The sequence below is a fragment of the Lentzea albidocapillata genome (genome assembly GCF_000719115.1).
Taxonomy (GTDB): domain Bacteria; phylum Actinomycetota; class Actinomycetes; order Mycobacteriales; family Pseudonocardiaceae; genus Lentzea; species Lentzea albidocapillata.
The window spans coordinates 1-12,333 of the sequence record NZ_JOEA01000039.1 but is presented as its reverse complement, the minus strand read 5'-3'; the positions used below and the strand labels follow the sequence as shown (position 1 = coordinate 12,333).

13 protein-coding genes are annotated in these 12,333 nt (G+C 67.7%); 6 read left to right on the top strand and 7 right to left on the bottom strand.

Going from position 1 to position 12,333, the window contains the following annotated elements:
• Positions 1-237: 237 nt before the first annotated feature.
• Both IG04_RS47035 and IG04_RS0141020 read right to left on the bottom strand, forming a co-directional pair.
• Positions 238-381, bottom strand: a complete 144-nt coding sequence (locus IG04_RS47035) for a hypothetical protein (RefSeq protein ID WP_157513128.1) — start codon at positions 379-381, stop codon at positions 238-240.
• Positions 378-1,250 (bottom strand): universal stress protein, encoded by an 873-nt coding sequence (locus IG04_RS0141020; RefSeq protein WP_030482155.1) that lies wholly within the window; start codon positions 1,248-1,250, stop codon positions 378-380. Before IG04_RS0141020 ends, IG04_RS47035 begins: the two co-directional genes overlap by 4 nt.
• 354 nt (positions 1,251-1,604) lie before the next feature.
• On the opposite strand from IG04_RS0141020, the gene IG04_RS43460 reads away from it, so the two are divergent.
• Positions 1,605-2,084, top strand: coding sequence for an STAS domain-containing protein (locus tag IG04_RS43460; RefSeq protein ID WP_084401175.1), 480 nt, complete (start codon positions 1,605-1,607; stop codon positions 2,082-2,084).
• Positions 2,085-2,356: 272 nt separating this feature from the next.
• Here the strand turns inward: IG04_RS43460 and IG04_RS0141005 are convergent, their stop codons facing one another.
• From IG04_RS0141005 to IG04_RS47030, 4 genes are all read right to left on the bottom strand, one after another.
• Entirely contained in the window at positions 2,357-3,097 is a 741-nt protein-coding gene (locus IG04_RS0141005) for a GAF and ANTAR domain-containing protein (protein ID WP_144065331.1), read from the bottom strand.
• A gap of 5 nt (positions 3,098-3,102) precedes the next feature.
• On the bottom strand, positions 3,103-3,798 hold the full coding sequence (locus tag IG04_RS43455) for a GAF and ANTAR domain-containing protein (protein ID WP_159460457.1): 696 nt from the start codon (positions 3,796-3,798) through the stop codon (positions 3,103-3,105).
• A gap of 173 nt (positions 3,799-3,971) precedes the next feature.
• On the bottom strand, positions 3,972-4,949 hold the full coding sequence (locus IG04_RS0140995; RefSeq protein WP_051771948.1) for an NsdA family TPR-like regulatory protein: 978 nt from the start codon (positions 4,947-4,949) through the stop codon (positions 3,972-3,974).
• 67 nt (positions 4,950-5,016) lie between these two features.
• Positions 5,017-5,706: a DUF5994 family protein gene (locus IG04_RS47030; RefSeq protein ID WP_144065332.1), complete on the bottom strand. Its 690-nt coding sequence runs from the start codon at positions 5,704-5,706 to the stop codon at positions 5,017-5,019.
• Positions 5,707-6,062: 356 nt separating this feature from the next.
• On the opposite strand from IG04_RS47030, the gene IG04_RS0140990 reads away from it, so the two are divergent.
• Both IG04_RS0140990 and IG04_RS0140985 read left to right on the top strand, forming a co-directional pair.
• A complete protein-coding gene (locus IG04_RS0140990; RefSeq protein ID WP_030482150.1) occupies positions 6,063-6,347 on the top strand; it encodes a hypothetical protein in 285 nt (94 codons plus the stop codon).
• Between the two features lie 131 nt (positions 6,348-6,478).
• Positions 6,479-6,874 (top strand): HPF/RaiA family ribosome-associated protein, encoded by a 396-nt coding sequence (locus tag IG04_RS0140985; protein ID WP_036016959.1) that lies wholly within the window; start codon positions 6,479-6,481, stop codon positions 6,872-6,874.
• Positions 6,875-7,077: 203 nt separating this feature from the next.
• On the opposite strand, the gene IG04_RS0140980 is transcribed toward IG04_RS0140985, so the two are convergent.
• Positions 7,078-8,691, bottom strand: a complete 1,614-nt coding sequence (locus IG04_RS0140980; protein WP_030482148.1) for a peptide chain release factor 3 — start codon at positions 8,689-8,691, stop codon at positions 7,078-7,080.
• 162 nt (positions 8,692-8,853) lie between these two features.
• Here IG04_RS0140980 and IG04_RS0140975 point away from each other — a divergent pair, with 162 nt between their 5' ends.
• From IG04_RS0140975 to IG04_RS0140965, 3 genes are all read left to right on the top strand, one after another.
• Positions 8,854-9,225, top strand: coding sequence for a MerR family transcriptional regulator (locus IG04_RS0140975; RefSeq protein WP_030482147.1), 372 nt, complete (start codon positions 8,854-8,856; stop codon positions 9,223-9,225).
• A 71-nt stretch (positions 9,226-9,296) separates the two neighbouring features.
• The gene (locus IG04_RS0140970; RefSeq protein ID WP_030482146.1) at positions 9,297-10,973 is read left to right on the top strand and encodes a ribonuclease J; all 1,677 of its coding nucleotides are present in this window, start codon (positions 9,297-9,299) and stop codon (positions 10,971-10,973) included.
• Positions 10,974-11,352: 379 nt separating this feature from the next.
• Positions 11,353-12,333, top strand: a 981-nt coding sequence (locus IG04_RS0140965) for a SulP family inorganic anion transporter (protein ID WP_051771946.1), incomplete at its 3' end; no start/stop codon positions are given.

Here is a 12,333-nt window from a genome sequence, read left to right as displayed (position 1 = left end):
TACCCGCCGGCACCGCCCGCCTACCACGACCACGTCCGACCAGCCGTTCGCCGGTCGTCGAAGCGGGTATTCGGGCGTGCTCGAGCCGCATCCGTCTCCGTCGCGAAGAAGTCCTTGGCGCGCCACGAGGTTGCGGCAACGGTAAGAGTGTTGCGAGCGCCCGAACCCGGCCGATCATCAGGTCGGCATCAGCCGCGGTCGGGATGCGCCATGGAACAGCTCCTCGGTCGGCTGTCGTCACGCCGGGATCCAGGGCACCTTCCAGACTGCATACGCGCCTTCCTGGAGGATGTTCCGAACTTCCGCCCAGCTCAGCGCCGTCCGGCCGGCGGAAGATCCGTCCACGCCGACCACTGTCGCCCCGATCCCGATGTCGCTCATGGCCGCACGATCGCGAGCGGGCAGGGCGCGTGGTAGACCAGCGCCTGACTCGTCGAGCCGAGCAGCATTCCGGCGAACCCACCGTGCCCGTGGCTGCCCACCACCAGCAGCTGAGCCTGCTCACCGAACCGCATCAACGCCCGCACCGGCCGGTCACGCAGCACGACGCGGTCGACCCGCACGTCGGGATACTTCTCCTGCCATCCGGCGAGCCGCTGCGCCAGCAGCCGTTGTTCCTCCTCCTCGACGTGATCCCAGCTGAACGTGAACTGCGAGGCGTCGTAGTCGCTGCCGATCATGAGGTTGTCCCATGACATCACCGCCGTGAGCGACACGCCACGCATCGAAGCGGCCTCGAACGCGAACGCCACCGCCGCCTCGCTCGTCGGAGACCCGTCCACGCCGACCACCACCGGGCCCTCGGGATGCGTTGTCCCGCGCACGACCACGAGCGGACACTGGCCGTGCGACGCCAGCGCGAGCGCGGTCGAGCCGACGAGCAACCCGGTGACGCCACCGAGTCCCTGCGACCCGAGCACCATCAGCCGGGCTTCACGCGACTCCTCGATCAGCAACGCCGCCGCGCCACACGTGGCGACATGCGTCGTCACCTCGATGCCGAGTGCGGCGGCTCGTGCGGCCTCGGCGGCCTCGTCCAGCCATGCGCGCGCTTGTGTTTCGATCGCGTGACGAACCTCGGTGCTCGTGAGGACAACCTCCGGATAGCCGCGGGCCGGCAGGAGATAGCCGTGCACCAGACGCAACGGGGCATGGTGGCGGGTGCAGTCTTCAGCTGCCCACCTGACCGCCTCGAGTGCCGAGGACGAGCCGTCGACACCGACCACGACCGGAGCTGCGGGTCCCTTCATCAGTTCTCCTTATGCCAGAAGACGTACGTGGACGCCACCGTCCATTCAGGACATGCAGGTGGGCGCGGAGAAGCGGAACCCCGCGCAATCGAGGGTCCGGTGGTGTCGGTACATGGCGATCACGTCGCGCGACATGTCGGCGTCGCGGGAGGAAACTTCTCCGCGGCCTCCTCGGCGCGTCTGCGAGTCCACACGTGCGCCGCCAAGATCCGGAGCGGATGTATCACTCAGCGTAGACCCTGAACGAGGGCTGTGAACACGAGTGCACCTTGTGCGAGACCAGCGCTGGTCTCTACGCTCGGACAACCATCCCTCACGCCCGCCTGGACGCCACGGTCTCGTGAGGAGACCTCCATGAGCACCGTCGTCGACTTTCAGGTGTCTCTTTCTTCCCCGTCCGAAGCCAGAGATCAATTGAGTCCGTTCCCGATCCTCGAACCGCTCACCGCCACCACCCACGCGGCCTGGCCAGGAGTGCTGGTGATCACGGTTCGCGGGGAGGTGGACATGTTCACCGTTCCCCTTCTGCGAACCTGCTTGCGCGAGCAGATCCGCCACAGCGGCCCGGACGTGATCGTCGACCTCAGCGAGGTCGGTTTCCTCGCCGCCGCCGGCCTCACCGTCCTGGCCACCGCACACAAGGCGGCAATCGCCGCAGGTGTCGCGTTCCGCGTGGTCGCGAACACGCGGCCCGTCCTCAGGCCACTGCGGGTCACGGAGCTGGGCGCCGTGCTCGGCTGCTATCCCGACCTCGACAGCGCACAGGCCGCTTCTTCCGCACCACGGCTTTCTGAACCACACCAGTCCGTCGACAAAGGGCGCGCCGGACAATGAACCCGCCCCTGTTGCAGCCAGTTCACCGCCGGGTAGAGCGCGACGGTGAACACGACAGCGATGAGCATCCACACGAGAACTCGTTGAACGGGCATGAGGAACACCACGGCCACGACTGTGGCCAGGGTCAACCCGATGGTCGCGAGGATGGTCCGCACAGGAATCTTGTAGGTGCGCCGGTTCGGCATTGTGCCGGCGCTCCCGTCCCGGTCACCTGATGACCGTTCTCGGGTAACGCCGAGGACGGCGCCGGTGGGCTGTGCCACGCCTCTTTACGGGTGTGACCGGGGTTTGCCGATCCTCGTCAGTTCGGCGACCTCCGGTGATCGCGCGATCACCTGCGCCGCGACATCCGAGAGCAGTTGGTTGCTGTTGCGGGCGTAGGTCCGCATCAGGGAGAACGCGTCGGCGACACCGATCTGCAGGCGTTCGGTCAGGATGCCTTTCGCCTGCTCGATGATGGTACGGCTGTTGAGCGCGTTCTGCAGCTGTTCGGTGACCATCTCGCTGTGCCGGAGCGCACGGAACTGGAGGATGCTGATTGTCGCGACATTGGCGAAGGACTGGGCCAGTTCGATCGCGTCCGCCGGGATGTCGCCGGGCGCGGTCCGGAACAGGTTGAGTGCCCCGACTGTCTGCTCGCGCAGTCGCATCGGCACCGCGTGGACGGCCGAGAATCCCTGCTCGCGTGCCGCCACTGTGAACCGGGGCCAGCGTTGCGGCTCCGTGGTCAGGTCGGCGCACGCCACGGGCTGCCCGGTGTGGAAGCAGTCCAGGCACGGGCCCTCCTCGTCCTGCAACTGGAACAGTTCCAGCATCCGGGCCTGCTCGGTGGACGCGGCGACCAGGTTCAGGGCGCCCCGCTGGTCGGCCAGGAGGATCCCGACTGCGTCGACGTCCAGCAGGTCGACACAGCGGTCGGTCAGGGTATGCAGGAAGTCGATGGCGTCGAACCCCAGCACGAGCGTGTCCGCCAGTTCGACGAAGGTTCGGGCGATCCGCCGGTCCAACACGTGACTCACCTCTGTTTCTCATGGTTGGTATCCGGGGTGAATCTCAGTCTGCGCGCGACCACGTCGGCTGCCACTTCCGACAGACGCAGGCCGGTGAGATACGCATGGCCTCGCAACCGCAGGAACGCCTCACCGAGATCGGTGTCCAGCTGCACCGACACCATGCCGGTAGCCTGGTGCACCACCGCCCAGCGTCCATCCGGCTCGGAATGCGGCAGATCGGCGACGTCCAGCGCCGCCGACATCGGGGACCGGCCGAGCAACAGCGTTGTCGCCGTGTCCGCGAGCAGCAGCGCGTCTGCGAGCTCGTCCGCTGTCAACGGACCGTCGACGTCCCGGCAGATCTCCAAGGCGCCCAACGCGATCGCCCCGAGCGTCAGGGGGATCACGAACACCGCTGCCACTCCTGTGGCAACCGCGGCCGGGGCGAACGCGGGCCAGCGCTTCGTACTCCATCCGTCTGTCAGGTCGGATACGAACACCGGCCGGTTCTGCCGCAGAGCCTCCGGGCACGGCCCCTCACCCATCGTCACCTGCAGCTCGGCGATCTCGTCGCCGGCGGTTCCGACGACTTCGAGCGGTTGCGCGGCACCGACCAGGTATACCCCGACGCCGACCGCGTTCAGGCTGATCCGGCAGGCGAGGCACACATGACGGATACCGACGGGCTCCTGCTCGGCCCTGGCGAGCTCATCGATCACCAGGTGTATGTCGAGGTGCCGATTCGTGCCCAATTCGGTCACTCCTCGCCATTGTGATCTCGGACGAACCCTAGCCCTTCAGCGCCACCGTCACCGACCGGCCAGCGGACCGTACGGACCGACGCAGGGTGGTGGTACCGGTCGAGCGCAGGCAGCTCCGACAGGGAAATGTGTCAGTGTTGCCGCAGCGATGTGCCGGCATAGGCGGCGATGCGCGCGGCGAGTTCCCGCGCGCCGGCATGGGAGTGGTGGCGCTCCGCTTGCTCGCCGAGCCTGCGGATGCGGTCACGGACGCGCGCCGAGGCCAGGGACTCAGCGGATGCCAGCGCTCGTAGCCCGACGGCCACGCCGTGATCGAGGTCCCTGTCGAGCAGGTGGTTGATCGACAGCAGGACGAGGCTGAACGCGCGGCTGCGAGCCATGTCGTCGCCGTAGTCGTCTACCGCTTCGGTGAGCAGCGAAATCGCCGTTCGGGTGTGATGAGGGTTCACGGTCTGCGCCAGATCGGTGTGGATGGCACCGATCATGGCCGACAGATCGGTCTCGGTGAAGAACGCGGCCCAGGCGGGCACATCGGCGTGGTCGGCGGCAGCGAACTGGTGCCGGCCGCGGTCGACCTCGGCGAGTGCCAGGTCGCCGTCGCCTTTCCTGGCGTGAGCCCACGCCGAGTTCATCGACAGGATGCTGGCCGCGATCCCGTCGCCCGGCCCGGCTGCAGCGAACAGGCCCAGCTCGAAGTAGTCCGAGGCCTCATCGAGTCTCCCGTGGTGCAGGCACACCCGTCCGAGCCGATAGCAGATGTTGGCGACCAGGCCGTTGTGCCGGCCCCATCCCGCAAGCACCAGCGCCTGGGCGAAGTGCACGCGTGCGCTGCCGGCCAGGCCGACGTCGAAGCACACCCAGCCGGCGAGGTTGTGCAGATCGCCCAGCGCTACGTGCAGCCGTCGTCGCACGTACTCGGCCGCTGACGCGTCGAGCATCAGCCGCCCATCCCCGATCCGGCTGCGGACCGCGCCGAGACAGGCATCCCCACCTTCGCGGTAGTCCACCACGCGCAGGTCATGCGTTTGCGCCTCCAGCCGTTCGACGTCGGGCAAACCGATCGTGCGCGGTGCTTCTTCTGCGCCAGGAAAGAAATCCGGGATCGCCACGGCGGCACTCCTGACAGTGGAACTGGAGAAGTGGGTGCCGCCGGGGTCCAGGGCGGTGATGAGTCGACTACTGCCGAACATAGCCGAGCTCTTCTGCGAAAACCGCCACCGAACGGGGCTGCGGCGGACGGGTGAAACCGACGTGGGTCGCGGTGGCTGGCGAATCAACGGATCCACCGGCTCCAGCCGCGGTGCGGACTTCGCTGTCCGCAAGGCGGTCCCGAATCGGCGCAACCATCCTTTTAGGACAAGTAGGTGCCGCGCCATCATGACCGTGCACGGTCGGATTCAGGATTGCGCGACAGGCGCACTGCGAAGGCGACGGCGCGCATGCCGGGCTTGCGCTGTCCGAGACCGACCGGATCAACCCGATATCCGCAAGCTCCTCGATATCGCCACGGTAGGCCGGGTTCCACGACGTCCTACCGGCGGAGGTGGCCCCCTTCGGCTTCCCAGCGTTCTTCGGGGCAATCCAGTGGAAGCCTTCGAACCTCACCGCCTTACCGTTGACGGGTGCTTTCCGCGCGACTGCAGCCCAGGTGTCGAGATCGGAGGAGATCCGCTCGACCGGTCCGACCCACGCGCCGAGCGCGGAGACCAGCGCGGGGAACTCGGTTGCCGGGTCGTTCGACCGCGGCCACCAGCCGCCGGCGATGTGTCCGCGAAGCGCCCCGGCCGGTTTCATCCGCAGGCGCAGGGCAGGGCCGCGCCGGTCTGGCGGCGCTGCGCGGATGGGACTGGACTGAACCGAGATCATCTCGGCGCTCCTGCCTCCGGCTCACCCGATGAAACGGAGGGAATGCCGGGATTGCGGAAAAACGAGCACAGGTTCCGGAATTGCCGCCAGGTCGTCAGTCGAGGCTGTACTTTCGGTGGCCACCATGTTATGCGCTCACGGCATTTCGTGCGCAGCATGCGGCGGATCACCAAAGAGGGCTCCCGCCTTCGAATATTGATGTTTGAAAATTCAGGCTGCACATTTGGTTGATCAAATCCGAATCGGTGTACAGTTGATTTTGCCGGGAACACCTCGTACCTGGGCGGTCAAGCTCATGTCGTACCCGGCGAAAAACTGAACCGGCCATTTGTCCGGCCGGGGACGGGAGTCCCGACATGATGTCGGCATCCCACCTGCCCATCGCCCCACCGGCCGACCCGATCTCCGAGCGGCCTCGGCGCACGACGCTCACCGATCTCGGCGACGTCCTGTGGCTGAGCTACTACCACCTCATCGACCGCTGGCGCCGGACTCGGCTCGACGGGTTCGTCTCACGACCAGTGCACACCATCGACCTGGCCACGGTGGACGGGCATCGCCTCACGCTGCCCACGCGCCGGGACCGGGTCGAGGTGCGGGTGCTGAGACTGCGCCGCCAGGTCCCGGACCGGGCGCGTTGACCACTCGCCGGCACGGTCCACAGTGGAGCACCCACTTCCGCCGATCCGAAAGGGCCCACACGCGCCGGCAGGAACCTCGCACTGTCATTCGACAGCAACAGAGCAACACTCCACAAAGGACAGGTGAGTAGATGAGCGAACTGCCAAAGGACGCCGCGGTGATCACCGACCGGCTACACCTCGCCACCGGCTTCCTCTCGAACGAACGCGGCTGGGTCGTGGAACGGCTGGCCGCACTTGGCTCGCGCCTGCGCTCGTTCCACGACGAGCAGGTCGACCTCGAGATCAGCGTGAAGGACCGACGCGGCGTCGAGCAACGAGTCACCCTGGAGTGCTGGATCAACCGCACTCCCCGCCTGCACCTCGTCGCCACCTCGTCCGAGCCGGATCTGCCGGCCGCACTCAACGAGGTCCGCAACGAGCTGATCCGGCAGGTCGACGAGGCCAAGACGCGGACCGAACCTCGCCACAACCGTGCGCTGAGGCTAGTCCCCACACTGCCTGAGCTGGATCAGCCCCAGCATTGAACGGGGCGAACGACGTTGTTGACGACGTTACCGGTATCCGCCGCCACGGCTCCTCGCGGTGGAGCCGTGGCGGATCAGGTGGGTTCGGCAGCGACAGGCGTTACGACGAGCAGCGTCGACCAGCCCACGACGTGCCAGCCGTAGAAGCCGGACGGCGCGAGCGAGCGGAATGAGAACAGGACTTCTCCCCCAGCGAGGAACGGTCAGTCGTCGGTTCCCGCGACGAGAGGCTCCAGCCGTACCTCGGGGTGCAGGCGCCGCATGACGCCCAGCGCGGTGGAGTCGACGAACAGGGCGAGGTCCACGCCGTCGGTGCGGGTGAGCACCTCGGTGCGATTGCCGTCCACGAGGGACCGCTGCTTGGGGTCGGCCAGGCGGCGCACGACGGTGTAGGGCAACGGTTCGAGCCGCACGGGCGACTTGAACTCCGCGTCCAGGCGATGTGCGGCGACCTCGAACTGCATGGGGCCGACCGCGGCGAACACCGGCGCGCCGTCGCCGCGACGCAACGAGCGCAGCACCTGCACGACGCCCTCGGACTCCAGTTGCTCGATTCCCTTGCGGAACTGCTTGGTGCGACTGAGGTCCGCCGGTCGCGCGACGGCGAAGTGCGCCGGGGCGAAGCTGGGCAGACCGGGGAACCTCACCGCGGGCTTTCCCGAATGCAGGGTGTCGCCCACGCCCAGCGCGGTGGCGTTGACCAACCCGATCACATCGCCGGGAAAGGCGGTGTCCAATGTGGAGCGTTGCTGGCCGAAGACCTGTTGTACGTACTTGGTGGCGAACGGCTTGCCCGTGGCGGCGTTGGTCACGACCATGCCTCGCTCGAACACGCCGGAGCACACGCGCGCGAACGCGACCTGGTCCCTGTGCGCGCGATCCATGCCGGTCTGCACCTTGAACACGAACGCCGAGAACGGTGCGTCCAGCTCACGCGGACTACCGGCGGCGTCCGGCCGCGCGGTAGGGCGTGGTGCGATCTCGACGAGCAGGTCGAGCAGCTGCCGCACACCGAAGTTGAGCACCGCCGACCCGAACAGCACCGGTGTCGCCGTGGCTTCGAGGAACCGCTCGAGCTCGAACTCGCCGCCGGACGCGCCGAGCAGCTCCGCTTCCTCGCGGGCCCGTGTCCACTCCACGCCTTCTTCAGCCTCCGCCTGCCCAGGCGGCAGGTGCTCTTCACCGGCGACCGTGGCGCCACCCGCGGTGCGCTGATAGCGCACGAAGTGCCCGCTGCGGCGGTCGAGCACGCCGCGGAAGTGGCCGGCGTCGCCGACCGGCCAGGTCAGCGGCATCGGCTGCAACCCGATCCGCTCCACGAGTTCGTCGCACAGGTCCAGCGCGGCCCGGCCGGGGCGGTCCCACTTGTTGATGAAGGTGATCACGGGGATGCCGCGGAACCGGCAGACGTCGAACAGCTTGAGCGTCTGCGGCTCCAGGCCCTTGGCCGCGTCGAGCAGCATTACCGCGCAGTCCACCGCCGACAGCACCCGGTAGGTGTCCTCGGAGAAGTCGGCGTGGCCGGGGGTGTCCAGCAGGTTGATCACGCAGTCGCGGTAGGAGAACTGCAACGCGGCGGACGTGATGGAGATCCCGCGCGCCTTCTCCATCTCCATCCAGTCCGACACCACACCACGCCGACCGGCCTTGCCGTGCACCGCGCCCGCCTCGGTGATCACCTTCGCGTGCAGTGCCAGCGCCTCGGTCATGGTCGACTTGCCCGCGTCCGGATGGCTGATCACCGCGAAGGTGCGCCTGCGTTCCGCCTCCGCGAGCACGGTTGGGGACAAGGCGGTCGCCGGGGTGGCGGTGGTCATTCGCGATCCTTCAGGTAGGCAACATCCAGCCAGAACTCTACCCTCACGTCACGGTAAGCTGATTCCTGGCCGACGGCGCGAGTGGGGTATGGGCACGGGGCGTGATGCCAGAATGGCTGGTGATCGTGGCGCAGTTCGGGAAGGGATGTTGTGGGCGAGCATATGCAGATCGGTGAGGTGGCCGAGCGGACCGGTCTGTCGTTGCGCACGATCCGGTACTACGAGGAGGTCGACCTGGTGGTGCCGAGCGCGCGCAGCCAGGGCGGGTTCCGCCTCTACGCCGAGCCTGACGTGCAACGCCTCGACGTGATCAAGCGGATGAAACCGCTCGGCTTCCAGCTCGAGGAGATGCGCGAGCTGCTCGGTATCCTCGACGCGCTGTCCGCCGGCGACGATCCTGATCGCGACAAGCACCTCGACCGCCTGTCCGGGTTCTGGACCGCCGCTGACGAACGCTGTCAGCAGCTGCGCGCGCAGCTGCGCATCGCCGAGGACTTCGCCACGACGCTGCGGTCCCACCTGCCCTCGGACTGACCAACATCACGCCTGGCACGCGTCGCCGATTTCCTTCATCGGTAACTCTCACTTAACGTGAGGGTGTGACCATGGCTCGAACGTCCACCCCTCCGCCCGCACTCGCCCCGGATGCCCTGCGGGTCATCGCCCTCGGCGGTCTCGGTGAGATCGGCCGGAACATGACCGTGTTCGAGCACGAGGGCAAGCTGCTCATCGTCGACTGCGGGGTCCTGTTCCCCGAGGAGCACCAGCCCGGTGTCGACGTGATCCTCCCGGACTGGAGCTGCATCCGGGACCGGCTGGCCGATGTCGTCGCCATCGTGCTGACCCACGGCCACGAGGACCACATCGGGGGCGTGCCGTACCTGCTGCGGGAACGACGTGACATCCCGGTCATCGGCTCCCGGCTCACGCTGAAGTTCCTGGCCGCCAAGCTGGCCGAGCACAGGATCAAGCCCGTCCTGGTCGAGGTCAAGGAAGGCGAGCAGCTCGCCCGAGGGCCGTTCGACCTGGAGTTCCTCGCCGTCAACCACTCCATCCCCGACGGCCTGGCCATCGCCATCCGCACCAACGCCGGTCTCGTGCTGCACACCGGCGACTTCAAGATGGACCAGTTCCCGCTGGACAAGCGGATCACCGACCTCCGGGGTTTCGCCCGCCTCGGCGAGGAGGGTGTCGACCTGTTCCTCGTCGACTCCACCAACGCCGACGTGCCCGGCTTCACCACCTCCGAACGCGACCTCGCCCCCGCGATCGACGAGGTGTTCCGCACCACCCCGCGCCGGGTGATCGTCTCCAGCTTCGCCAGCCACGTGCACCGCATCCAGCAGGTGCTCGACGCCGCGGCCGCACACGGCCGCAAGGTCGCCTTCGTCGGCCGCTCCATGGTCCGCAACATGGGTCTGGCCGCAGAGCTGGAGTACCTGAAGGTGCCCGACGGGCTCGTCGTGGACGTCAGGGACGCCAACCGGCTTCCCGCCGACAAGGTGACCCTGGTGTGCACCGGGTCGCAGGGTGAGCCGATGGCCGCCCTGTCGCGCATGGCGGCCGGTGAGCACGAGATCGTCATCGTCGAGGGCGACACCGTCCTGCTGGCCAGCTCTCTGATCCCCGGCAACGAGAACGCCATCTACCGGGTGATCAACGGCCTGACCGACCTGGGCGCGAACGTGGTGCACAAGGGCAACGCCAAGGTCCACGTCTCCGGGCACGCCAGCGCCGGGGAACTGGTCTACTGCTACAACATCGTGCAACCCGCCAACGTCCTGCCCGTGCACGGCGAGGCACGCCACCTGCGAGCCAACGCCGAGCTGGCCGTCCGCACCGGGGTCGACCGCGACCAGGTGCTCGTCGCCGCGAACGGCCACGTGATCGACCTGCACGAGGGCCGGGCCGCGGTCACCGGCCAGTTCGAGGTGCACAACATCTACGTCGACGGCCAGACCGTCGGCGGCGTCACCGAGGACTCCCTGGCGCAGCGCCGCACGCTGGGCGAAGAAGGCATGATCACCGTGGTCGCCATCATCGACACCGACACCGGCAGGCTCGACGACGCACCCGACTTCATCGCCCACGGCTTCGAACACGACGCCTCGACGTTCCAGCCGGTGATCCCCGCCATCGAGAACGCCCTCGCGGGCGCCGCGCAGAAGAACATCAACGACGTGGCGGAGCTCGAACGCCTCATCGCACAACAAGTGCAGATGTGGGCGCAACGCACCTACCGCCGCCGGCCGGTCGTCATCCCGGTCGTCATCGAAGCCTGACCCGCACATGGGAGCTTGCTCACGATCAAGCCGTTCACAATGGGGTCTACAGTGACGTCACGGTAGAGTCCACCGTGGTTGCGCCGGAGATGCCGCGGCCCGTCATGTGAGCCCCGATCGCTTGTGACACCCCCTGCAGCGCGGGCGCTCCCGGACTTCGAGAGGCACCCGGACGCATGAGTACCGCCAAGGAGGGACGCAGGGCCTAGCTCCACGCTCTGCGAACCCCGAACGTTCGCGGCACCAACCCATACGTCATGCCGGCGACGACGTCGGCACCCTCCGCGTGCACCGGTGCGCGCGGACCCCCGGTCCTGTTCACCACGCGAGCCTCTGCCTGCTCGCGCGCACAACCCTGAGGTGCCGATTGTCCTCACACGTGGCTGCGCCGCGTCCCTCGCTGTTGTCGAGGGTCCGCACGACCTGGTTCTCCAATCCCCGCGCCGACCTGCTGTCCGGCCTGGTGGTCGCGCTCGCGCTGATCCCCGAGGCGCTGTCGTTCTCCATCATCGCCGGCGTCGACCCCAAGGTCGGCCTCTACGCCTCGTTCACGATCGCGATCATCATCGCGTTCTCCGGCGGCCGTCCCGGCATGATCTCCGCCGCCACCGGCGCCATGGCTCTGGTGCTAGTGCCGCTGGTGCGTGACCACGGCGTCGAGTACCTGTTCGCCGCCACCATCCTCACCGGCGCCTTCCAGATCCTGTTCGGGCTGGTGGGCGTGCACAAGCTGATGCGGTTCGTGCCCCGCACCGTGATGGTCGGCTTCGTCAACGCGCTCGCGATCCTGCTGTTCACCGCGCAGATTCCGCACATCACCAAGGGCGGCTGGCCGGTCATCGCCCTCGCACTGCTCGGCCTGGGCATCATCTACCTGCTGCCGAAGCTGACGAAGGCGATCCCCGCGCCGCTGGTCGCCATCGTGGTGATCACATCACTGACGGTGTTCCTGCACATCGCCGTGCCCACCGTCGGCGGGATGGGTGAGCTGCCCACCGCGCTGCCCGGTTTCGGCCTGCCGATGGTGCCGTTCACGCTGGAAACCCTCACGATCGTCGCACCGTTCGCGCTGACGCTGGCGGTCGTCGGCCTGATCGAGTCGCTGCTCACCGCTCAGCTGCTCGACGACCTCACCGACACCCCGTCGAAGAAGGGCACGGAGGTGCGCGGGCAGGGCATCGCCAACATCGCCACCGGCTTCCTCGGTGGCATGGCGGGCTGCGCGATGATCGGTCAGTCCATCATCAACATCAAGTCCGGCGGCCGCACCCGGCTGTCCACCCTCGCGGCCGGTGTCTTCCTGCTGATCCTGGTCTTCACCCTGGGCCCGGTCGTCTCCCTGATCCCGATGGCGGCACTC